This is a genomic window from Paenibacillus piri (genome assembly GCF_004354045.1).
Taxonomy (GTDB): Bacteria; Bacillota; Bacilli; order Paenibacillales; family NBRC-103111; genus Paenibacillus_S; species Paenibacillus_S piri.
In genome coordinates, this window is record NZ_SMRT01000030.1 from 14,511 (window position 1) to 37,961 (window position 23,451).

16 protein-coding genes and 2 pseudogenes are annotated in these 23,451 nt (G+C 49.0%); 2 read left to right on the forward strand and 16 right to left on the reverse strand.

Translation table 11 applies throughout. The features are described from left to right. Positions 1–22: 22 nt before the first annotated feature. From E1757_RS33370 to E1757_RS33390, 5 genes and pseudogenes are all read right to left on the reverse strand, one after another. Positions 23–382: pseudogene (locus tag E1757_RS33370) on the reverse strand (ISL3 family transposase); the annotation flags it as partial. Between the two features lie 716 nt (positions 383–1,098). After that, positions 1,099–3,108 (reverse strand): hypothetical protein, encoded by a 2,010-nt coding sequence (locus E1757_RS33375; protein WP_133236429.1) that lies wholly within the window; start codon positions 3,106–3,108, stop codon positions 1,099–1,101. An 18-nt stretch (positions 3,109–3,126) separates the two neighbouring features. Next, positions 3,127–5,619: a type II secretion system protein GspG gene (locus tag E1757_RS36295; protein ID WP_220446570.1), complete on the reverse strand. Its 2,493-nt coding sequence runs from the start codon at positions 5,617–5,619 to the stop codon at positions 3,127–3,129. A 256-nt stretch (positions 5,620–5,875) separates the two neighbouring features. After that, positions 5,876–6,925, reverse strand: coding sequence for an NAD(P)-dependent alcohol dehydrogenase (locus E1757_RS33385; RefSeq protein ID WP_133236431.1), 1,050 nt, complete (start codon positions 6,923–6,925; stop codon positions 5,876–5,878). A gap of 76 nt (positions 6,926–7,001) precedes the next feature. Continuing rightward, on the reverse strand, positions 7,002–8,171 hold the full coding sequence (locus tag E1757_RS33390) for an MFS transporter (RefSeq protein WP_133236433.1): 1,170 nt from the start codon (positions 8,169–8,171) through the stop codon (positions 7,002–7,004). 337 nt (positions 8,172–8,508) lie between these two features. On the opposite strand from E1757_RS33390, the gene E1757_RS33395 reads away from it, so the two are divergent. Then, positions 8,509–9,057, forward strand: a complete 549-nt coding sequence (locus E1757_RS33395) for a TetR/AcrR family transcriptional regulator (protein ID WP_133236435.1) — start codon at positions 8,509–8,511, stop codon at positions 9,055–9,057. Positions 9,058–9,135: 78 nt separating this feature from the next. On the opposite strand, the gene E1757_RS33400 is transcribed toward E1757_RS33395, so the two are convergent. The 4 genes from E1757_RS33400 to E1757_RS33415 all read right to left on the reverse strand — a co-directional run bounded on the left by E1757_RS33400 (position 9,136) and on the right by E1757_RS33415 (position 15,606). Further along, positions 9,136–9,927, reverse strand: coding sequence for an SDR family NAD(P)-dependent oxidoreductase (locus tag E1757_RS33400; RefSeq protein WP_133236437.1), 792 nt, complete (start codon positions 9,925–9,927; stop codon positions 9,136–9,138). Positions 9,928–10,129: 202 nt separating this feature from the next. Beyond that, positions 10,130–11,140 carry an AraC family transcriptional regulator gene (locus tag E1757_RS33405; protein ID WP_133236439.1) on the reverse strand — a complete coding sequence of 337 codons (1,011 nt, stop codon included), beginning with the start codon at positions 11,138–11,140 and terminating at the stop codon, positions 10,130–10,132. A 269-nt stretch (positions 11,141–11,409) separates the two neighbouring features. Then, entirely contained in the window at positions 11,410–14,382 is a 2,973-nt protein-coding gene (locus E1757_RS33410; RefSeq protein WP_165972397.1) for a hybrid sensor histidine kinase/response regulator, read from the reverse strand. Positions 14,383–14,622: 240 nt separating this feature from the next. Beyond that, entirely contained in the window at positions 14,623–15,606 is a 984-nt protein-coding gene (locus tag E1757_RS33415) for a hypothetical protein (RefSeq protein WP_133236443.1), read from the reverse strand. A 387-nt stretch (positions 15,607–15,993) separates the two neighbouring features. On the opposite strand from E1757_RS33415, the gene E1757_RS33420 reads away from it, so the two are divergent. Then, complete coding sequence (locus E1757_RS33420) at positions 15,994–17,196, forward strand: macrolide family glycosyltransferase (protein ID WP_133236445.1); 1,203 nt, start codon at positions 15,994–15,996, stop codon at positions 17,194–17,196. A gap of 41 nt (positions 17,197–17,237) precedes the next feature. Here E1757_RS33420 and E1757_RS33425 read toward each other — a convergent pair. The 7 genes and pseudogenes from E1757_RS33425 to E1757_RS33455 all read right to left on the reverse strand — a co-directional run. Further along, positions 17,238–17,669, reverse strand: a pseudogene (locus E1757_RS33425) (aldo/keto reductase); the annotation flags it as partial. A 241-nt stretch (positions 17,670–17,910) separates the two neighbouring features. Further along, positions 17,911–19,176, reverse strand: a complete 1,266-nt coding sequence (locus E1757_RS33430; RefSeq protein ID WP_133236447.1) for a glycoside hydrolase family protein — start codon at positions 19,174–19,176, stop codon at positions 17,911–17,913. A gap of 20 nt (positions 19,177–19,196) precedes the next feature. Beyond that, entirely contained in the window at positions 19,197–19,592 is a 396-nt protein-coding gene (gene rbsD, locus E1757_RS33435) for a D-ribose pyranase (RefSeq protein WP_133236449.1), read from the reverse strand. Continuing rightward, a complete protein-coding gene (locus E1757_RS33440; RefSeq protein ID WP_133236451.1) occupies positions 19,589–20,452 on the reverse strand; it encodes a sugar phosphate isomerase/epimerase family protein in 864 nt (287 codons plus the stop codon). Before E1757_RS33440 ends, rbsD begins: the two co-directional genes overlap by 4 nt. A gap of 13 nt (positions 20,453–20,465) precedes the next feature. Then, a complete protein-coding gene (locus E1757_RS33445) occupies positions 20,466–21,428 on the reverse strand; it encodes a sugar phosphate isomerase/epimerase family protein (RefSeq protein WP_133236453.1) in 963 nt (320 codons plus the stop codon). Positions 21,429–21,446: 18 nt separating this feature from the next. After that, the gene (locus E1757_RS33450) at positions 21,447–22,325 is read right to left on the reverse strand and encodes a carbohydrate ABC transporter permease (RefSeq protein WP_133236455.1); all 879 of its coding nucleotides are present in this window, start codon (positions 22,323–22,325) and stop codon (positions 21,447–21,449) included. Then, positions 22,325–23,182, reverse strand: a complete 858-nt coding sequence (locus tag E1757_RS33455) for an ABC transporter permease (RefSeq protein ID WP_133236477.1) — start codon at positions 23,180–23,182, stop codon at positions 22,325–22,327. Before E1757_RS33455 ends, E1757_RS33450 begins: the two co-directional genes overlap by 1 nt. Positions 23,183–23,451 lie beyond the last annotated feature (269 nt).

Below are 23,451 nucleotides of genomic sequence, written 5' to 3' on the forward strand. Positions count from 1 at the left end.
GAATAAAATCATTGCTTGACTATTAGCTGAACATCCGATGACGATTGCATTCGACGAGAATACCAGATCTATAGCGATTACGATTTCGTGTGAAATAGTGGCGGCGTTGGAAAGCTTTGATACGATTATGGCGACCCTCTACGGTTGCATTTGTCCATCGGCATTGATGATAGTTCACAATCTCCTCTTTCCAATTGCACATCGTCTTCAAGGTACTTCGGACGGCGGTGTGGTCGATTATCTGATCGCCTTGCTTGCACCAACGCTCAAATCCCAGTTTGGCAACGGCAAAGTTGGGCGAGCAGTCATACCAAGTCGTGAACGCTTCCTTCCATTCCCATACTCTGCGCAACAGCGGGGAATAGTTCAGCAGCACTTCTAAAGGCTGTATATTCAGTGTCACCTTCTATGGTGTGTTAGTAAATTCCTCGCTTCTAACCATTCAATTACCCTTTTATACTCAGAGCTCTTGCTTATTTTCAATCTAAAAAGTGCATCAAGATAGTTGGCGACATTTCTAACCCCGCTCCCATGCACATCTTTATGGCTGACCCCTATCTCTAAAGCCCTTTGCACCACCTCGCATAGTAAGATAAGGTGGTACTCAAACCTGCCACAAGTCGTAAGCATCAGTCCGCTATGGAGAGAGTGGATGATATCAGTCTTCGCAACTGCTTCATCTCCTTCGAACTCGAAATAATCCGCAGTAGTTAGGTTGCTTAGGGAGTTGACAATCCCCATCTGTTCAAACCTATTCTGTAGAAAACTAAGATTCTTCTTTTCTTGTTCAATGAAATTAAGGAACTGATGTTTATAGGTCTCTATGCTCGAAAGAAATTCATCCCTGTCGTTTGGATTTAAACAAGAACTTGATCCCAAAAAATAAAAATTCCGCGATTACGCGGCAAATAATGAGGTAATGTTCTTGTCACCCGATACCCGGCCAGCAACCGGATCCGCACAGTTACTGCGGTCGTGTTATTATTGATTTCTGCTGTTGTATCGACCTCGTACTTAATCCTGGTGACCATGCTGAAACCGTCCAAGTTTACGGGCATTAACACGTTTTCGCGCCCGTTTAGATGATGGCCTCTCGCGTCAATTCAGTTTTATCCGTCCCAAGTAGATGCATTTCCGCTCTTTCGATCCGCCCGATTTCAACGCGGCCGCTTCTTTGCTGTGGTTGGCGGCGTCAAATTCCATGCCGATCTTCAGCTTCGCCGGTTGAGGCGCCCCCGCCAGCCAGGCCGGCGGAGGCGGGGGTTCGGCGTCGGCGCGAAGCAGAAACATCCGCCCGATCTGGAGGCCGATCGGCGATTCCTTCGGCTCACTGCCCAGCGGCATCGCCTTCTCGGCTGCGTAGGCCACCCTCCCGGAAGCGCCGATCGTGATTCCGATGCCGCCAGCCATTATAGCTGGTCCAGCCTTTTTGAGAAATTCCTCGGTTGCTTTCTTTCCGAGCTGCGTCCCCGCCTGTGAAAACAATGCCTGCCGCGTGGCGTCCGCAGCTGCCACTCCGCGTGGCGCCGCCGTCGCCCGCACCGTCGCGTTGACGGTTTCCCGCACCACCGCCCGTTGCAGCACGCTCTCCGCCGCTTCGTCCAACAACGCTTCCCGCATGATATCCTGCTGCATCGCCATCCGCAATCCTTGCCGGGAAGTTTCGTTCGCGATCACGCGGGACCCCAAAATGACTGTCGTCTCCTCTGCGGCGACGGCACCAATCCCCAATTCGGCCGCGACCAGCGGTGCCGCAACGTAGATGGTTGCCGCCGCCACGACCAGGACAACGAGAACGATGACGGTTCGTTTGCCGGGATTGTCATTCCCCCATTTGACAAGATCGGTGAACGCGTCGTATGCGAGTGCCTTAGCCTGCGACAGAAACGAATTCGCTTCGATGATGATCTCTTGCACGCCCAAGGCTCCGCGATCCTTGACATACCCATACCACCTCAGCGGAGCTTGCGTAACGGTCGTGATGAGATGGATCGCGGGTACGGCATCGCTGGCCAGCATACCAAAGAACGATTCGTCGCAGCACACGAGATATTCCTCGCCTGGCAGGCCGATGCCGCGGCTGATCATCGCCTCGCGCATCGCATCCTTCGTTCCCCGCAGCGTCGGCCAGATTTCTTTGAACGTCAGTTCGATCAAAGGAAACCGCGGCGTATAGAGCATGGGAGGCGTCTTCGGTTCGTATTCCGGAGCGTCTCCCCGTTTCATCGCGACCGGTTCGAAGCTTAAGAAAGCTTCCCGAATCGAGGTCCGAATCTCCTCTGTCAGCTCCGCCGTGGCTACGACCGTCCACGAGTGGACGAGGTCGCGGGCAATGCGTACGGCGACGGCATCCGTTTTGTCTTTTTCGACCTCGATTGCGGCGCAAATCTGGTACAACAGCAGCCCATGGGGCATTCTGCCTCCGTTCAGGACACCTTTTCGGCTTACTTCCAGGTATAATTCGATACGGCCGATGTTCTCCCGTACCATCGCTACCTTGACCGCGCTTTGCCATTGATCCCGGTGTTTCTTGCTGCGCATCAGAAGCGGGATATGGGCTACGCCGTTCAAGTAGAAGGCGTCCGGATAAGTCCTGCCAGCCGTATAAGGCAAGCCGGCATTGGCGTAGTTTTCCCGAACGGCATCGATCTTGTCGCGCCCGTCGCTCTGTCCCTGACTATTGCGGGGTTTGATTTCGTAATATTCATGGCGATTGCCTTTCTGCGGAATCAGTACGGATATGCCCGGCAATCCCGTCAGGCGGGACGTTAAACGGAAAAGGGCCATATTTTCCAGTTTATCGCGGTCGATCCCCTGGTACGTGAGAATGTCGGGAATCGGCGATTTTCGGAGTGCCGCAAGTTTTGCGGCATTTAGCCGATGGCGCTTCTGCAGAATGGCGAGGTGGTTATTCACCCGCTCACTCGGATTGTTGAACGGGCTTTCGTCCCACCAGTCCCGCTCTTTGTCGCCCAAGATGCTGCCATGCGTCTGTGTGAGATAATCGCGAATGATCGCCGGTTCCGCGATCTCGTTTCCGAAATATTGCGCCCCGTCTCTCGTCAGAGCTTTTCCGGGCGCGAAACATACCGTAATCCTGGTTGCCAAGTCGGTCGCCGCCTTCCGTCAGTTCACGTTTTCCAGCTTGGAGTCGATCTCGATGTCAATGCCGCTCGTTGGCGTGTAATCGAACCAGCTCGCCACAAGCGAAGCCCCCGCCGCGGCCGAGATATCGGCGTCCGCACCTTCACCGCCCGCTTGGCCGTCGGCGCCCAGCGACAGCAGGTCGTAGTCGTTGCCGCTTCCGGGATTGTTGTAAACCAGGTCGTTTCCCCAAGCATCCTGGAACGGCGCTCCTGGCAGCTGGGACAGATCCGGCGGATAAGCGTTATTCGTTTCATGATAACTCTCGATCAGCTTGACCACGGACTGCATCGTTTCCCAGGTCTTGCGCTGCTGGGGCAAAAGAAGCGGGCGCGCATGTTTCTCCGGGTTGGCGGGCGGTACGCCGGCATAATTCGTTCGGGCAAAGGCCGCGATTTCCTCGGCGACGGAAACGTAGGGCGAAGTGTCCGCACCGGTGAAAACCCCCGTATCCAGAAGCTGCGTGAAGGACTCTTCAAAACCTGGCCGGATGGGCACAACGACCCGGGCATAACCCGCACGCAAGAAATCGCGGTGATTGGGATCAGGGTGTTCAAACAGCATCTTTTCGCGCGCGACGTCGTCGGATCCCCAGAAGTACGGGTAGAGGAAATACAAGAGATTTTCCCACTCCACGGCATGATGGATATACTTCACGAAGTCGCCGAAGCCCGCTGCCGTCTCCCATTCGTCACTCGAAAGCTGTCGCAACATGTCCGCGCCCAGCCAGTCATCGGGTAATTGCTCCTGCTCCATGCGGACGAGCTTCTCCAAAATCTTTCCGACTTCCGAAGGCGTAGGATCGAATTGTACACCGATGATCCAATACAGCGTTTGGCGAATCAGTTCCTCTCGCTCCAGGCGCCGAAGCGTCAAAGTATCCTTGCCCGCCAAATCCATCCACAGCCGATCGCGCTCGGCTTGGAGTCTGGCGTTCTTGGCCTGCCAGGCGGCAAATGCGGTATCGCGGAGGGTCGTCCAGCTTTTCGACTGCCAGGCGCTCATCAGCGCTTCTTCCCGAACCGCTTCCATCGCCACCATGATAATGATCTCCCCAGTGGGCGAAGTGTAGAATAAATACCAACTGGCGTGCTTATCGCCTCCGAAAGCCGCCGATTTCGCTTCAAAGGTATTCGTGGACGTATCTATTTGCGCTAGCGTATTCGGAGGATACATGATCGCTGCGATACCGGGCTCGATCATACCTTTCGCCTTTACTTCGGTTTTCATGAAGTATCCGTCGGGAGCGGCAAAATCGAATATCTCAAAACCTCTTGGTTTCTGCGCCAGCGTACGCGAAATCGTCAACTGTATCGACTTCTTCGGTGGAGGATCGATCACCGCGCCGTATTTCGCGGCTTCCTGCGGCCAATTGCCGTCGGTCAAATCGCCTGGCTTCAATGGAAATTCGAACGGTTTGCGGATTTCTTCGTCCACTTCGCGCACGCGGCGGTGAAGCGCCCACAGGCGGGCTCCCGGACTCGGTATGGCGATATCGAAAGTCAACCGCAACCCGTAACGGAAAAGATCGGTCCGCCATTTACGCATCATCCGGTAATAGTCGATGCGCAAGGCGCGGTCGTTATACGGGTTGGATATCGTACGAAACGAATTATCCTCCGTTCCGCGGCTGGCTTCGAGCTTTGCCGTAATCTTGTGCTCCTGCCGCGTCCTGGCGGAAGCCTTCTCCGTCACCTCACGGGAACGCTGCGTGCTCTGCTTTACAGCCTGCCGGTCTTCGGAGTTGAAAGTCAGCCCCGTGGACACCGACATCGATACCGGGCCGAAGCTGCCGGATACGTTAGCGGAAAAGTTAAAGGTGCTCGAATGTTTCGATTCGTTCTCGGTCGACATCGAGACATCCGTCTTTTCGGCGACGCCGCGTTCGCTATAGCTCTCGAAGTAGTCTTGCACGATGCGCTCATATTCCTCGCTTGAAGTCGACCATTCTTTATGGGAGATCGTAACCGTTTCGAGCGGAGCAAGCGGCACCGTGAACATCAATTCGCCGCGCTCCACGCCTGCCGGGTACATTTCGATGCGTTCCAAATGAATGTAGCCGATCGGCGCGGTTTTCAGACGCTTCTTGAACGCCTCCACCTGCAAGCCCACTATCTTTGCTCCCTCCCGGTCCGCGACGATGCCGGCAATATAGGTCAGCAGGCTCACCGTAATGCCTGCGGCATACGGCGCAAGTTCCAGGTTCGTAACCGCCTCCCGCTGCTCTCCGGTCAATACGCTTAGGATACGATCGAGATTCGCCAGGTTGTCCCTTAATTCGCGGAACTGCTCTTCATCCAGGCCTTCGCGCGCTTTTGCCACGTCTTTGGGCAGCATTTTCACTTGCTTGATGAAATTGATCTTATCCAGAGCCCGGCCGCCGCTTTTTTCGATCCGCTTCTGCTCATCCGGCGTCAGCTCGATCATCACGTAGCTGGATGAGCGCAAGATCCTTTTACTGTTCGTAAGGTCCATTATTTTCCTCCTCTCGTTACGATAATTATAGATTCGGAAAAAGAAAAAGACTGTCGAAACAACTCGACAGTCAGTCCTATATTTGGTCCTAGATCTTAAGTCAGATATGCTGTAACCGGCGAAGTCACCGCCAGCACATTGCCTTCCGGGGTCCTTGAAATGGGACCAGGCGCTCCGGTTCATGAACCTTGACAAGAGCGTTAAGCATGGTAATTATTATCGGTCCATCAATTCAAGCGTTTGCCAGAATTAATCGTTATTCATTCCCCATCGTGCTGATGTCGATCACAAATCGATACCGGACATCTGAGGCTAGCACGCGTTCCCAAGCTTCATCAATCTGGTTGGCGGAAATAACCTCGATCTCAGGAGTAATGTGGTGTTCAGCGCAAAAGTCAAGCATTTCTTGCGTTTCGCGAATTCCACCGATTGCCGATCCGGCAAACGACCGACGATGAGGAATAAGAGAGAATACGTGAACCGGCAACGGCTCCGGTGGCGCACCGACATTGACCAATGTTCCGTCCACCGCCAGCAACGAAAGGTAGGCACTGATATCGATCTTCGCGCTCACTGTATTCACGATGAGGTCGAACGAACCAGCCAGTTTCTTGAACGTCTCTGGATCGCTCGTGGCGTAATATTGGTCCGCGCCTAGCCGCAAACCGTCTTCTTTCTTCTTCAATGTTTGTGATAAAACAGCAACCTCTGCCCCCATGGCATGAGCGAACTTTACAGCCATGTGTCCAAGCCCGCCAAGTCCGACAACAGCTACCTTTTTGCCAGGAACAATACCCCAATGGCGCAGCGGCGAATACGTTGTGATGCCGGCACACAATAGCGGCGCGGCGGCGTCAAGCTCAATACCGTCAGGAATTCTGACCACGAAGTCTTCCGTTACGACGATGTGCGTGGAATAACCGCCCTGCGTATATTGCCCGTATCTGTCGGTAGCTGCGTAGGTGCCCGTATTTCCATTAAGGCAATACTGCTCCTCTCCCTCACGGCACTTATCGCACTCTCTGCAGGAGTCAACCATGCAGCCTACCCCTACCCGGTCGCCAACGGCATACTTTGTGACTTCCGAACCAACCTGGGTGACGATTCCGGCGATCTCGTGCCCTGGAACGAGAGGATAGTTTACCGGTCCCCACTCGCCGCGGGCTGTATGAATATCAGAGTGGCAAATACCTGCGTACTTAATCTCAATAAGGACATCATGCGGCTCAAGATCCCTGCGCTCTATCGTGGTCAGTTTGAACGGACCTTCCGGACTGAATGTCCCGCGTGCATTAACAGTAATCATCGTATAACCTCCTGCAATCCATGAATTATTGGTTGTTTACTTAATAAATAATGGTCATTTACACGGAAGCAATTCTTTATCCAGAAAGTTGTCGAGTGGGCTTAAACATGTAGTTTCTTAGTAAAATGGTTGCAAAACTTAACAATAATGATAGGAATCCCACTAATACGACGTATGGTGTGCCCATCTCTGATATAAATAACCCACCTACTGCCGCACCAATGGTTGTTCCTATGTTACAGGATGATAAAAATAATCCATTAGCGAAATCAGGTGCTTCCGGAGCCGAAGACATCATCAAATATTGATTCATATTCGCTCCTATACCAGCCAAAATGCCCCAGATTAAAGTAATGATAGCCATTGGTACGCTAAACTGTCCAAATAAGAATAATAGAATGTAAACAACTCCCAATACAAAAGGAAAAGATAAGATAGACTTGATGGCATTATTAGCCAGCAACTTTCCTGAGACTACGTTTCCAATAATGTTAGCACCACCGTATATAAATAACATTAAACTAATTGCATTTAAAGACATATTCGTAACAGTTTTCAGATACTCAGCAAGATAACTATAAACTCCCAACACGGCTGAATTTAATAAAATGATAGCCGCAATGGAAAGCCAAGTAACTGATCTTGTTAATATGGATAATTGTGCTCCGTAAGAAAGTCTTTCCTCAACAGGCATAGATGGTACAAATAGAAATGTAGCAATGAATACTATAATATTTACAACAGCAAAGAATACCATCGCCATTTGTAAAAAAGTTGCACTTGCAATGAAGCTTGCGATTGGTACACCGATCACCATCCCGGCGGATACTCCAATAAAAATCTTCGAAACAGCTGTTGGAGCTTCTTCCTTGCTAACCGAGGCAGCAGCTACTGTAAATGCCAATGAACAATAAACCGGATGCAAAAAGGCTGGTATTACACGAGCAACTAATGCAATCGTAAAATTAGATGTAAAGATGGAGACAATGTTCCCCAAAACGAAAACACCAAGTACAAGTAACATGACCGTCTTCCGATTTATACCCGAAAACAATAACGGCAAGATTGGACCGGACACTGCAACCGCAAGGGCAAAAGAACTCACCAACCATCCTGCTTTGGATATACTTACATCAAAGTGATCAGCAATCGAAGGCAATAACCCGATAACTCCCATTTCGGTATTTAAAATACCGAAGACTCCAATGGTTAATATGAAAATCAACAAATTATTTCGTTTAGCCAATAAAACACCTCTATTAATGTCCAATTCTTTATATGACAGTTGTCTTGTGAGACAAGCACTAGCTTATGCATCCTCGTACCCATGCCGCGCCCGGCACCTGTGATGAACCAAACTTACTTATTGTCAGTCATAGATACCGTCCTCTCTTCGAATTTCTTAGCAACATCATTAAAATCAACAGAAAACGTATAAACAAAAATGATTGTTTAATCAACTCACATCTATTATTATAAGCGTAAGAAATGTTCATTCAATGGTTAAAACAGCGTAATGTGTTTATATATCAACACATTAATTGAAAATGTTAATTATCTAAGAAAGTTTGGTGGAGTTTACGATGACAAAAGTGGATAGGAGAATTCTAAAAACGCAAGAATCGTTGAAAAAAGCTGTTATTGAACTGATGACTGAAAAAAACTTCGATGACATAACAATTCAGGATATTGCAGACCGGGCAAACGTAAACCGCGGAACCATATATCTTCATTATCAGGACAAATTTGATTTATTGGATAAACTCATAGAAACACACATTAATGAATTAGGAGATATGGATGAGTGGGCATGTAAGATGGATTGGATCGATGCTCTTGTTCCTTATTTTGAATACTTTGAGAAAAATTATTTATTTTTTTCGACCATGTTAGCAAGTAAAGGGGCTCCATCATCTTTTAGGACTCGGCTTCTTGCTTCATTTATTGAAGGATTCAAAGGTGAGATCGACAGAGAAAGCGGAAGAAATACGGATTTAAGTGAAGATGTAATGTTGCAATATGCCGGGACCGCTTATGTAGGGGTAATTGAATGGTGGATCAGGAATGGGATGCCGTATCCGCCGCAAATTATGGCTAAACAAGTTGGGGCCCTGTTAGGGAGAAGTTTATAGTCCATATAAAACAAGATCGTCCTGCTTAATTGCCAGGACGATCTCGATTTTTAATCATCATTTTCTTTTCATCGTTACTCAAAAAATTGTAGGCACCATGCCCCCGTCCATACGGATTGGAGAACCTTTAAATGCGGATGCATAAGGGCTGCATACGAATGCAGTCAGCCTGCCTATTTCAAAAGGCTTGATAAACCGCTGTATTTCGGATTGGGGCAGGTTTGCAGCCATAAATTTTTTCTCTTTTTCCGAAAATGCCATATCAACGGGAAACAAGCTTTCAATGATTTGATATACATTTTCGGACAGCGTTGGTCCTGGCATGATCGTATTGGATGTGACTTCCGTTCCTATCGTTAGTTTAGATAAGCTTTTTGACAATGACAATAACATGGATTTGGTCATACAATACTGAGGCATTTGCCCTGAAGGCATAATCGCTTCTTCACTTGCAATAAAGATTATTCGTCCATAATTGTTTTTCAACATTTTAGGCAAATAAAATTTAGATAATCCATTGGCGGCAAGGACATTCGTTCGGAAGTATTTTTCCCATACTTCATCGTCAACGTCCTCATATGACATGATTTCATAAATACCCATATTGTTAACCAAAATATCGGCATGGGGATATTTCTCTAATAAAGCTTCTCTTTGCTGCATATCCACAATATCGGCTGCAGCATTCTGAGGAGAAGTAGACGGGAACTCCGACTTCAATTCATGTACGGTTCGTTCTACCTCTTCATTATTCCGTCCATTAACGAGGACATTGACGCCTTCTCTGGCAAGCTCAATGGCAATGGCTTTCCCTATACCTTTCGTCGATCCGGTTACTAAAGCTGTTTTGTTCCTTAATCCCATATCCATAACCTATGTCTCCTTTGTTGTCATTCACGGCAAGCTGATTAGAAGTTATTCTTGGAACATCCTTGTGCTCCGGATAGAGATTATATTACTTTGTCTGGATCGTTCGGTAACTAGCGTCCAACGCCAAATTTCTTGTTTAACCCGCCATATAATGAAACCCGGAAAATGCTAGCCCTACGTAGAACGGGTTAGGTAGGGGATTCTATGACGGCTGGTTTGCCCCTAAATATTCGGAACGCCAATTTGAAGGAGTATCGCCTTCCCATAGGCGAAAGGCGCGATAAAACGAGTTCTGGTCTTCATATCCAATTAAGAAAGCCACTTCTTTTATATCGAGCTTAGGGTCTGCCAAGTATTCTCGTGCCTGTTCATGCCGAGCCTGTGTCAACAGCTGCTTGAAAGTTGTCCCTTCGTCAGTAAGACGGCGCTGCAGGGTACGATCGCTCATGCCCAACTCTCTCGCCACAGCCCGAATGTTAAGGTGCCCTCCGGTTAGGCTGCGCTTCAAGATCCACTTGACCATCTCGGGGATTGAACGGCTGCGCTGTTCATCCAACGATCGGTCCAATACGGGAGTCAGGATCTCCAGCAACTCATTATTATACGAAATAAAGGGGCGGTCCAGATCTCTTCGATGCAGTGTCAATCGGTTATCGGTTGCCCCAATCCGGATAGGGCACCCAAAGTAAGCTTCAAGGGTCTTTACATCGCCCATCGAGTGAGAAAATTCCACGGACCGCGCAGTTAAAGGCTGGCCCGTGCCCCGTCGCCCAAGCTCTAGAAGAAAGGCCAGCGTGGTACCAACCAACACTGGCGGTCCGGGTTGCTCGCTACGCATCCATTCCAATTCGATTGTACAGCGCTCGCCCTCTTCGGTTATACGCATGCTTTCCGGAGGGCACAGTTGTTTGTACCGGGCCATTCGGTTAAGGGCGTCGCGATAGTCACGAGCATGGTAGGTCGCTAAGACGGTTGGTGGGTATTGTGTCGTTTCAAAGTCGGTTACAAGCTTGATGATTCCGATGGCAGTGTCACCGACGAGATCGGAGTATGCTTGCCAGATTCTGAAATATTGGGCGGCGGTGACTGCGGCTGGTTCTGTAATAATGGTGAGCGGCAGCCACGCTTTGCGAGCTATGTCGTGTGGGGCAATTCCTGATTGTTGTAATCCCGCCCAAAATCCCGGCGGGAATTTTATACGGTCAGATTTCATTACGTATGGATCTCCTTTAGTTGCTTACCTATTCGTTCCGGTTATGATTAAGTATACATAAGAATGTTCTTATCTTCACGCAACCCATTCGTTCCTTCCAGTTCTACAATCAAAGTTCTGCGTTATACTGCCCGTTAACAAACTGTCATCGAAAAGCTCAGGTTACCGCAAAATGGTACCCAAATTAGGAGTTCTGGAACGGCAACCGTGGTATAACGTATAATAACTCACAATTCCCGGCATCGCGATGATTCGAAGAATGAACCCCGTTACACTTCGCGTTTCCTTGCTTGGAACGTGATTTTCGTGCCCAGGTCGGTAATGCTAACAATGTCAAGTCCGCTGCCATAGATTTGGCGGAGACGACGGTTTGTGTTCCGCAACCCGATACCGTCAGACGTTTCAGACTGATCCTGCAACACCTGATTCAGGATCTTCTCGTCAAAGCCAACCCCATCATCCGACACTTGGATCTCGACATAGTCGCCACGATCCTCCGCGGCGATGCGTACGGTTCCACCTCGGTTCCTCTTCATAATGCCGTGGCGAACGCCGTTCTCCACCAATGTCTGGATCGAAAGCGGAGGGACCGGGGTCGACAGCAGCCGCTCAGGAACTTCCCACTGTACGTGAAGCCGCTCGTTGAATCGCTCCTGCTCGATAAACAAATAAGCTTGGACCAAGTTTAACTCTTGCTCAAGCGGCACCAATCGTTCGGAATTGCGAAAGTCGAAGCTTGCTCTCAAGTATTTGCCAAACACAGAAAGCAATCTCCGCATCCGTTCCGCATCAATTTCGCTCAAAGCGGCGATAGAGTTGAGCGTATTGAACAGAAAATGCGGCTGTACCTGCGCTTGCAGAAAAGCTGCCTCCAAGCGCATCCGTTCCGCAGTCGTCAACTTCAGCTCTGTGAGCGCCCGCACTCGGTGTTGCAACTCCAGACCATCCGCCGGCTTGGTCACATAATCATTGGCCCCGGCCTGGAAGCCGACCGCGATATCTTCGGTCTGACTGCGAGCGGTTAGTAGTAACACCGGCAGTTCGGACATCGCGAATCGCAGCCGGATTAAGCGGGTCAACTCATAGCCGGTCATGCGGGGCATCATAACGTCCGTCACAACCAAATCCCACTCTCTGGCGTCGATTAGCTTCATCGCCTCATGTCCGGAATTGACGGCGACTACATGGTATCGGTGCCGCGGCAGCATTTCCTTCAAGATGTGTAGATTGATCGGGTCGTCGTCCACAATGAGCACTCGAGGCTTTTCAGCTATCGCATCGACGGCCGAGACCGGCCCCGGGACTTTCAGCATTTCCTCCGCGGTTGTATGCTTCAAGGGTACCTTCCCGGGCCTGGGCTTGGTCACATCGGATGATGAAACCGCTGTCCAGGCTGTTGCCGTTGCTATAGGCAGTGTAAGCCTGAAGATAGAGCCCTGTCCCGGTTCTGACTCCGCCTCCAGCGACCCGCCGTGCAGCTCGGCAAGCTGCCGGCTTATACTCAGCCCCAGTCCAAGCCCGCCTCCCCCGGCCGTCAGGCTGGAGTCGGCCTGCTTGTACGGTTGGAATATCTGCTGCAGCACTTCCGGATGGATGCCGATCCCGGTATCCTCCACTTCCAGCACCACGAACTCCCCGCGAATGAAACCCCTGATGGCGATATGACCTTGCATCGTAAACTTGACCGCATTGTGAAGCAGATTGAATAGAATTTGTACCATCCTGTTTTCGTCCATATGTACCGGAGGGAACGATTCAGGAATTTCATTGCGCAACTCGATAGATTTTCCTTCCATCATAAACCTAATCATATCGATGATGCCGTCTACGGAAGGTTGTACCTGCACGGCTTGCGGATGCAGCCGCAGTCCTTTATCCTGCAGCCGCTCCAGGTCCAAGAGATCGTTCAGCAGCAGGGACATACGATTGCCGACCGTCACCAGAAGCTTTAACCGTTCCTGTACGTCTTGAGATACGCTTTCCTGCTCCAATACGCTGTGCGCTATGTTGATCATCCCATGAAGCGGATTGCGAAGCTCGTGGGAAGTGTTGGCGAGAAATTCATTTTTCTGTTTGTCCGCTTTTTGTAATTCGGCGGCTAATCGCGCTGTCTGCTGCATATTCCGAAAATACATTCTGAACCAGTAGCAAGCAAAGGCGATAAAGGCAACAATAAAATCGATTGGATAGAAGTGAACGGAACGGAAAACATAGCTGAAATTATTCAAGACGCCCCAAATCAAATTTGCGGTCAGGCCAACAAAGGCGAGCCATAAAAAGATCGAGTCGCGATCAAGACGCAGCGTGGCGCGTAACGTGAGTATTGGCACATAGATAGTGCCGACAAGCAGCAGAGGGATCGTATACAGGTCAACCCACGCTACATAAATCGTAGGCATCAGCGCGACCACAACCGTCAAACCTAGCACCGCAATCCCGTAATATTGATGCCAGGGCCACTTCGATAAAGTTGGATACAACTGCTTCATGAAAATGAGCAGCAAGGCCGTTGCCCACAAATAACTCAATGTATAAAGCCTGAAGCTGATGCCATACGGCAGGTTCAGCCATGTGACTAACAGCTTGTCATCCGTGACTAGAACCGACAGACTGGCACTGACCATCATCAAAACCAGCGTAAACAGCGCCCGTTGCCGGACACCCATAAAGAACAAAACTGCGGCATACAGTACATGAATCATTATGACGACGCAGACAAGAAGCTGCATCGCAATCGAGAGCTGCTTGTGACGCATAATCACATCTTCGGTTCCGAATTGAATCGATTGGAACAATCCGCCATCCACGTTATTGACGAAATTGGCGACCTGGACGATAATCTCCACTTCAGACTTGTCTACCGTGAAGGTGACATTATATGGAGTCTCGTAAGCAACGGTATCGTCTGCAGTTTTCCCCGGCATACCTGCTGCCCCGAGTTTGGTTCCATTCACGTATAACTCGGAGGCAGACATCGTGGGAGGCATCGCGATTGTCAGCCGCTTCTCAATCAATGAATTGTCCAGTAGGATGAGAAGCCGGTAGCTCCCATATCCAGTCACCTGTTTAGGATCGGCGAAAAGGCCTTTCCACGATCCCGGCAAGGTGGCGAAAACGCCGCTTGTTCGCGCAACCTCATCACCCGACTTGTTGAGGAATCGCTCCGGGTAAAAAGTCCAGTCACCCTCCAATAGTATCGGACGGTTCCAAGAGACATCGCGAAGATCAAGCACACCTTGCATCGCTATCGCTCGTACAGGAGGCCAGCCGACAAATATCCACGTCAGCCGAATCCCGGTTAAGACCAAAATAAAAATGAGAGTAATGGAAAGTAATTGTTTGATGTTCATAAATAAAATTATTCGACAATCCCGGCTATTAATCCTTCTGGGTATGGGGTTGTGCTGCCGCAGCCTGGTTGAGCAATTAGTGCAAGAGGACAAGGCCAAAATGCTTGCTTCGTTTCATATGCAATTTAAGGATCAAGGTTGTATCCACATCTCCCCGCTCCAACTGTGAATTCGGTACCATCGATTTCCTTGCGGATCGTCCCATTGCTCGAAAGCATTCACCTTTTGCGGACTGATGAGTCCAAAGATTGGAAATGGCATTGTTGGGAACAGATGCTGTTCCGTATTTTTCGTCAGTTCTATGGTCTCGTCTATTTTCTTTACACCCACGGGCTGTGCAAATTGCGGGTTTACCCAAAATGTGCTGCCGTTTTGACCTCGGACATGATATACTCCGTTGTCGGTCTTTTCCATGGCAAATACTTTTTGCGCAGGAATAAACCTGGCATCAGACGACCGCTGCAGCCGGTTCGCCGTATCATACTCATCCATATATAAGGTTTCCGTAGGCAGATCAAGCTCCGAATTCAGCACTTCGACTTGGAGATAGTGAGGATTGGCCACAATCCACCGGTCTCCCAGCCAAGAGGTTTCGATGCGGTAGGATGAAGAATACATGGCGAACGGAGACTCAAATACCGCATTCGCATGCACGGTTTGCGGGGATAATACAGCCTCGGTCATTGCAGATCTGACCGGCTCAGAGTAGAGGCGCGCGTCCCATAACAAAGCAAGATAGGTATCCGCAGGTTTCAGAATGCCTACTTTTTCTCGCTCCAGATGGACCCATAGATCTCCCAGCCATGTGGTCTTGATCTTAATCCATATCTTCCCCTGCGTATCTCCCTCAAGGTAAGGATGGTCCACGTCCGCTTCAACTGTACTCACATCTTGTGGAGTAAGTGCGGCCCAAGGCTCGACCGATTCATCCGGCACCGGATACAAATTCGTATCCTCCAACAATGAAATCACTGGCGGCAGCATCGATCGACCCGACTTTTGATAAGCCGAGGAATTAGGAGGCGCCGCGGCATCAAGCCCGATAGTAAAGCTGAATATCAAACCAAACGATAAAATAACCGCTATGATCCTCTTCATGCACCTTGCTTTGACCATGCATATAAACCTCCCTAGTTTAAAGTTGCTACAAGTTAAGACGTTCCAATCGATACTATGTTTTAACGCGTTTAGAAATTAACCAAAAATTAACCAATAGTGCCAGCTGCATAAAAAAGAAAACGAGGCTCATTCTTTGGTACACCGTGATCATTGGAGTCAGACTAATGGATAGGCCCTAACGCACGCACCATAGCTCATCGACCTTCCTCGCCGGCCGCAGTAGCAGTATGGGCGGCACTGAAACTCTGTGGTGCAGCGCTGGTTTTGCGCTGTATGGATGGCTATGATAAACTTAATTCCATCATTTGAGTTGAGCGATGGTTTGAGACGGTGGCAATTACTCGTACACAATTTAGAAAACAATATACCTAAGGAGCGGTAGAGATGGCACGTGTATTATTTATTAATGGCGGATCTGAAGGACATATCAATCCAACAATTGGAGTGGTGCAAGAGCTTGTCTCGCGTGGAGAAGAGGTAGTGTATTTTACGATAGAAGCTTTTCGGGAGCGTATGGAGAAGACGGGAGCTACTGTACGAACATTTGACGGTCAAAAATTTATCGAAGCGTTTATTTCAGGTGGAAGAAATTATTTGCCGGAAAGGGTCAACGGTCTTTTGCATACGGCAGAAATCGTCATACCTAGCGTTCTTGAACAGATCAAAGGAGAGCACTTTGATTACATCATCCACGATTCCATGTTTGGTTGTGGACGTTTACTGGCCCAGATCCTTAAGCTTCCCGCAATAAATTCTTGTACTTCTTTTGCGCAGACAAAAGAATCATTCGATAAAATGTTGGAACAGCTTTCAAAAAAAATTCCTACAGAAATAATTAAACCAATACAAGATGAATTTCAAAGCCTGACGAAAATGGTGAAGGAAAAATATGATGTGGAGATCCATTCTCCTTATGAAGTTTTTTGTAATCCCGCACCACTTACAATCGTTTATACAACCAGGGAGTTTCAACCTTCTGGAGAAGCATTCGACCCAACTTACAAATTTGTAGGCCCATCCATCTCTTCACGATTAACGCAGGAAACCTTCGAAATTGCTGCAATCAAGGGAAAAAGCCCCATTTACATTTCACTGGGTACTGTCTTCAACCAATCGATTGATTTCTATAAGCTTTGTTTTAAGGCAATTGGGAACACTGATCATACCGTTGTCATGTCTATTGGGAATAAAGCCCAAATTTCTGATTTGGGGGAAATCCCTAAAAACTTCATCGTAAAAAATTATGTCCCACAAACGGATGTACTGCAATACACTAAATTATTTATTACACATGGCGGAATGAACAGTGCCCATGAAGGGCTTTATTACGGGGTTCCGCTCATTGTAATCCCACAAAGCGCGGATCAGCCGATAATTGCCGGGCAAGTCGCCAATATCGGAGCAGGCATTCAATTACACATGCAAAGCTTGACTGCAAATCAACTACGGGAAGCCGTAGATCATGTGTTAAGCCTCTCATCTTTCAAGAAAGCCGTTGCAAATATTAAGGAATCCTTTCGAAAATCAGGTGGGTATCATCAAGCTGTTGATGAGATTTTCGAATTTAAAAGTCAATATCATATCTAAATATAAATATTCTTAGCTGCCATTATTCGAAATAGCGATTGTTAGATATCAAGTTTACGGGTACCGATCCATTTCACCATTTCAGGATCGCGATGTGAAAAGAACAGGCTCTGTTTCGTATCTAACGTTGTAATCGACTCCATATCCTCTTGGCTTAATTCAAAATCAAAGATATTAAAGTTTTCGATAATTTTTTCTTTACGTACAGACTTTGGAATCACAACGACTTCTCTTTGAGTCAACCAACGTAAAACCGCCTGAGCAACGGATTTATTATACTTTTCAGCTATGGATACCAATACTTCATTCTGGAACAAGTTATTTTTTCCTTCAGCAAAAGGCGCCCAGGACTCAATCTGAACATTATTCTCTTTCATGAATTTTGCACTTTCGATCTGCTGGTTGAAAGGGTGCGTTTCAATCTGGTTTACGGCAGGAACTACTTCATTATGAATAATCAAATCGAGCAGACGGTACCATATGTGCCGCACCCTATCATTGGGTTTAAATAATACCGATGAAGAATGGGTAAAAGCCCGACTGTCCGGTGCGTGTATTTACACGTCCCTGACAGTCGGGCTTCTTGTAATGGCGGCTGCGACTTAGCTCATGCCGACCCTGCTTCCGCAGGATACAGCGGTCCGGTTCAGCGGTCCTCAACGTCGATAAGCAATATGTTTTCCTTAAACCCTCCGTGTGTGAAACAGCTTCCGCTTATAGCTTCACGCTTCTTTCTATTATCCTTCCATCGGCCAGAAACACCTTGGCTGTCCATTCCTTATCCTCGGATGTCATGATCCAAGGCTGTTGAATCCATGTCGTTTCGTTCTGGATCATAAACGGCTCGTTATAAGCGGTATCGATCAAGATGCCATTTCGATAAAATTCGACATAATTCACGGTTTCGGGATACAGGCTTGCCAATCGGATCCACCTTTTATTTTCGATCGTGATCAGAGGCTCGAAGCCTTGCAAATAATAGTGGTCATCGACAGGCAATGGCGGCAATTCAATGCCCACGCCTTCCGCGATACGTCTGGCAAAAAACTCATCCTCGCCTTTCGTCACGCCCCAGAAGGCAGGCGGCTCCTGCTTGGTCAAATTATTATAGTAGCCCCAAGAGGTCTCTGTTTGAAAGGCTACCTCCATCATTCCAATGCACGGCGAATCTTCATTGCATACGATCGGCTTGCCCAGTCCCCAGCTTCGAACCTTTTTAATCATATTGTAATACTCCTGCCGTGTCTGATTATTGGCATGGATCAGAATCACATCGCTGGCCTCGGCAACCTCTTGATTAATCGCCCCTCCGCCCAAGCTCGATCCGACCGGCATCCCGCCGGACGATTCCCGTGCCAGCTCCAGCAAATACGACATGCTTTGCGGTTGTTGGATGTGCGGGAGCCGCTTCCAAAGGCTAATATCGAATTCATTGGCTACTTCAATGATGACATTGGTGTACTTGTTTTTTTTCAAAATGCCGCATGCCGTCTTTACCGCATTACGTATCGCCAATCCGTCCCGAAATTGAATCGCTTGCGACCAATAAAACAAGCTGACGATGACAACCATCCCGATTTCATCCGCCGCCCGGATCAGTTTGTCGAGCCGCTGCTCATACGCCGGATCGAAGGTTAGCCCATCCGCGCTGAAGGGATTGTTGTGCACGCTGGTCCAATCTTCTATCGTAAATACCGGCCCCCCGCCCTGCAAGCCGACGGTAAAGGCTCTTAAACCGTAGTTGTACCATTCCGGCAAGGCAGCAATCAGATCATCCGTATTTTTATCCGCATTGTATACGGATTGGCCGAACCGGGCGAACCGTTCCGGAGCCGCCTTATCGTCGAATATCCCTTGAATAAATCGGGCATTCATTAATAAACCGTGAGATGAAGGCTTACTGCCCTCGATCTCCGAATAAGTCAGCTTACCGTTGACCAGAAACTTTTCACCTTGTATACCGATTTTCGTAACACTCATCGTTCATCCACCTTTCATATTTAGACCGAGTAGCCGGCCTGTATAATAATATTGGAAAATATAACGTTTTCCCCGGTTCGGATAAAACATTTGGAAAGCGCCGCCGTTTGTTTCAAACTGTCGTTGGGAACGGCTTCAATTGAAGTATCTGTGAATATTTCGTCAATATAACGATATAGCTCCTCATGATGAATTTTCATTTCACTGGCTATCGTCAGCTTTTCAATATGAATTTCATTGTGAATGGCTTCCAGGACGGCCTTCATTTTCGGCATCCCTCGCACTAAAGCCAAATCGATCACGGTGGCTTCCTTCGGAATACCGTACAAGCAGGAAACAAGCGTTAATTGGTCATAGTGGCCGATTCCGGCCAGGCATGCACCGAGCTCTTTATGCAGGATTCCTGTTCTTTTCATAGTGACTCCTTCGCCTTCGCATTTCCGGTTCCTTTTGTCCAGGCATACGACTCCGCCATATGTTTGCGGGCCGATTCCACGCTTTGCCGGATCCACATTCGCTCATTTTGCAAGGTCTCCTCCTGAGTGTCGGCCGGCCGCATCCACTGCTCCAGAATGACGTTAACCTGTTTTCCCGCATTCTCAAGGAACCGGAAAATAGCAGGGATATCTTGATCTCCTTGCCCCAGAGGGGCTCCGTCAATGATAACGCCGATCCCTGCGGGATGCGCTTTAATTTTATAATCCTTCAAATGAAGCGATATGGCATGCTGTCTCAATAATCGGACCGTATCTCTGGGCCATTCCTGCTGCACGATGGAATTGGCCGTGTCCAGGCAAACGCCAATCAACGGATCGCCAGCCTCGCTAACGAGGGAGGACAAGTCCTCCGATGTCATGGTAAAGTGATTTTCAAGCGCTATCGACACACCCGCTCTACGGAATTGGGGCAGCACATGCTTCAACACCTCCAATGTCTCCGCTTTCGTTACATGCGTATCGGGCGCATGCGGAGTTAACCGCAGCAGCTTCGCATCCAGACGCACGGCAATGTCCAAATAACGCAGCAAACGGTCCTGTCTGGCTCCCGCCGTTCCCGCTTCCAGCACAATATTCCGCCGTATTGCGGTTTCTCTGACCACATCCAACTCGGCATCGCTATATCCTTCCAAAGGCAAATTATCGGCGAACTGCACAAGCTCGAATCCCAGGTCCGCCGCCTGTTCCACCAGCTGGACGGCATCCATCGGCTTCTCCGGTTGAAACGAGTCCGTTCCTATCGCATAACGGAACAAATAACTTCCCGCTCCCAGTAACATAGCTCTGTCCTCCTTACTTAAAAAGCTTCTTGAACAAATAATCGAATGCGCGCGCAGGCACTCCCTCTTCAATCAGAGCCTGAATTTCATTGCGCCCCAGCTTCTCAACTATTTCCTTGGCCGTTTCCATGATCCGGAATGTAACGGCAAACGCCTCAGCCGGATCTCCGTGACGGCTGTATACGTCGTAAGTCAACCATCCCGACCAATTCATCCGGTCCAAATAGTAAATCGTTTCGACCAAGTCCCACAGGTTGACCGAGCCCGGCAGCATATCCCAATCCCATGCACGGTCGTTATCATTGAAGTGCACATAGAATAACCGGCCCGCATCATGAGCCATACACGCCATGGCCGCCGGGTTTTCGCGCGCCCCCAATGCATGGCCCACATCCATCGTTACGCCCACATTCGGCAGTCCGACTTGATTGCAGAGATGCAGCGTACGCCCCATATCCCCCAATATTATATTGTTGCGAACCTCGTACGGCTTGTACTCGAGACTTACTTTAATATCGCTCCGGTAAAGCGCCGCCTCGCGGATTCCTTCGACAAACCAGGCCCACTGCTTCTGGTAATCCACCTGGAAGTTATAATCGTGGCCGTCGATCAACGGGCAACAAGTAATCATATCGGTACCCAGCTGCGCAGCCAAATCCATGGCCGTCTTAATATATTGAACCGCTTGAGACCGGATTTGGGGATCGGGGTTCGTAAAAGAGCCGGCGCGAAACTTGGCTTCGCCCTTCACATTCACGTTAACAGCCGAGACTGGCAGGCCGGCAGCTTGGATCGCCTTGACGGTCTGCTCGGGATCGGCAAAATCTTGGGGATACACCACCTCAATTCCTTCTATGCCGGGAATGGCTGCAGCCACCTGCAGGTTGTCAAAAAAAGTGCGCGCCGGCTGATACTCATGAAACCTGTCGGCATAACGCCCCAAAATCGGTACAATAATCGAATTTTTCAAATTCATCGAATCATTCCTCCTTTATTATCCCTTAACGGAACCGAGCATAACTCCTTTGGCAAAATGCTTTTGCATAAACGGATACACAATCAAGATCGGCACTGTAGAAATGACGATAACAGCCATTTTAATAACCGCTCCGGGCGGCGGAGCGAACTCCGAATCAACGCTTGCCGAGTCACCGAACCCGCCTTGCGAGAGAATAACAATTTGCCGCAGCCATACTTGAATGGGCCACTTGGCGGAATCGTTGATGTACAATATCGCGTTGAAGAAGGTGTTCCAATGCCCTACTGCATAGAACAGGGCAAACGTCGCCATGGCCGGCTTTGAAAGCGGCAGTACGATGCGGAGCAGGATGCCAAGGTCATTGCAGCCGTCGATTTTGGCGGATTCTTCAATGCCTTCGGGCAGCTGCTGGAAAAAATTTTTGAGCACAATTAGATTGAACGCGCTGATTAACCCCGGAACGATTAATGAAGCGGTGCTGTCGACAAGTCCGACCGCTTTTACGATCAGAAACGTTGGAATCATCCCGCCGCTGAAAAGCATGGAGAAGACAATACCCAGCATAATGACTCTGCGGCCGCCCAAGTCCCTGCGCGCTAACGGATACGCCATTAACGAGGTGAAGATCAGATTGACGAGCGTACCGACCACAGTAATAAATATCGTTACAAGCATACTGTTTAAAATGGTGCCGGTAGACAAGATGTAGCGGTAGCCATCGAGAGAGAATTTGGTCGGAAATAAAATAAATCCTCTGCTGATGAGCTCTTCGGAAGCCGTGAAGGAGCCGGCCGCAATATAGATGAACGGCAGCAGCGTAATCAGCGAAAAACCGGCTAACACCAAGTAATTGAACATGTTGAACAGACGGCTTTGAAGCGATGTGTCCGGCATCAGTAAACACCCTCCTCCCCGAATTTTTTCGCCAAATAATTTGCTGCCAAGACGAGCACGAGTCCGATCACCGACTTGAATAAACCAACAGCCGTACTGTAGCTGAATCGCCCCTGCTGGATCCCGCTCGTATACACATAGGTGTCGAACACTTCGCCCACCTCGCGGTTCATCGCGTTCAGCATCAGGAAGATCTGCTCAAAGCCGAGATCGAGAAACGAGCCCAGGCGGAGAATCAGTAAAATAATGATCGTACTCCGGATCGACGGCAGTGTAACATGCCATAATTGTCTCATCCTTCCCGCCCCGTCCATCCGCGCCGCTTCATATAGAGTCGTCTCGACGCCGGCCAGGGCGGCCAGAAAAATGATCGTCCCCCAGCCCGATTCCTTCCAAATCATTTCCAAAATAATCATCGTACGAAACCATGACTCGCTGGCCAGAAATTGAATCTTTTCCAACCCGACTGCAGCAAGCAGCTCATTAACCAATCCGCCTTCCGTCGTAAAAAACATATACACAATACCGACAACAACAACCCAGGAAACGAAATGAGGGATATAAATAAACGTTTGTACCGCTTTTTTGAACAATTCAATCCTTACTTCATTCAATAGCAACGCGATCACAATGGGCAGAGGAAAAAAGAAAATAATATTGTAGAAAGCGAGCACCAGCGTATTCGTAAACAGCTTCCAAAATATCGCATCCTCAAAAAAGAGCCGAAAATGCTGAAGCCCCACCCATTTGCTGCCGCTAAAGCCGAGAAAGGGCTGGTAATCCTGAAACGCAATGAGCATGCCCCACATCGGCAAGTACTTGAACACGAGAAAATAAATGACGCCCGGCAGCAGCATAACATACAGCCAACGATTGCGAATCAATTGTCGCAGTCCGATTGAATGACTCACAGAAATCACCTCCCTACTTCACTAATAAGTGCATGACAAATGACGCATCCGCAATTCCGAATATACTAAGCTGTCTGCGGACCCGTCTATAATCATTTCCCGATGTGGATTCGTCAGGCGCAGCCGGGGCCATAAACTTCACGTACGCAATTTCCGACTTTCGAGAAAAAATCGATATCTTAAAATGGGCAGAACATAATAAACCGCAATCCGGC

What these genes read in the sequence shown, in the direction of transcription:
- rbsD (WP_133236449.1), bottom strand. Translation starts at nt 19,592, where the DNA reads ATGAAAAGAACAGGAATCCTGCATAAAGAGCTCGGTGCATGCCTGGCC.
- E1757_RS33410 (WP_165972397.1), bottom strand. Translation starts at nt 14,382, where the DNA reads ATGCAAGGTGTGCTTGATCTTCGCGATGTCTCTTGGAACCGTCCGATA.
- E1757_RS36295 (WP_220446570.1), bottom strand. Translation starts at nt 5,619, where the DNA reads ATGGACCTTACGAACAGTAAAAGGATCTTGCGCTCATCCAGCTACGTG.
- E1757_RS33415 (WP_133236443.1), bottom strand. Translation starts at nt 15,606, where the DNA reads ATGGTCAAAGCAAGGTGCATGAAGAGGATCATAGCGGTTATTTTATCG.
- E1757_RS33385 (WP_133236431.1), bottom strand. Translation starts at nt 6,925, where the DNA reads ATGATTACTGTTAATGCACGCGGGACATTCAGTCCGGAAGGTCCGTTC.
- E1757_RS33450 (WP_133236455.1), bottom strand. Translation starts at nt 22,325, where the DNA reads ATGCCGGACACATCGCTTCAAAGCCGTCTGTTCAACATGTTCAATTAC.
- E1757_RS33405 (WP_133236439.1), bottom strand. Translation starts at nt 11,140, where the DNA reads ATGAAATCTGACCGTATAAAATTCCCGCCGGGATTTTGGGCGGGATTA.
- E1757_RS33395 (WP_133236435.1), top strand. Translation starts at nt 8,509, where the DNA reads ATGACAAAAGTGGATAGGAGAATTCTAAAAACGCAAGAATCGTTGAAA.
- E1757_RS33445 (WP_133236453.1), bottom strand. Translation starts at nt 21,428, where the DNA reads ATGAATTTGAAAAATTCGATTATTGTACCGATTTTGGGGCGTTATGCC.
- E1757_RS33430 (WP_133236447.1), bottom strand. Translation starts at nt 19,176, where the DNA reads ATGAGTGTTACGAAAATCGGTATACAAGGTGAAAAGTTTCTGGTCAAC.
- E1757_RS33455 (WP_133236477.1), bottom strand. Translation starts at nt 23,182, where the DNA reads ATGCTGCTGCCGGGCGTCATTTATTTTCTCGTGTTCAAGTACTTGCCG.
- E1757_RS33440 (WP_133236451.1), bottom strand. Translation starts at nt 20,452, where the DNA reads ATGTTACTGGGAGCGGGAAGTTATTTGTTCCGTTATGCGATAGGAACG.
- E1757_RS33400 (WP_133236437.1), bottom strand. Translation starts at nt 9,927, where the DNA reads ATGGATATGGGATTAAGGAACAAAACAGCTTTAGTAACCGGATCGACG.
- E1757_RS33420 (WP_133236445.1), top strand. Translation starts at nt 15,994, where the DNA reads ATGGCACGTGTATTATTTATTAATGGCGGATCTGAAGGACATATCAAT.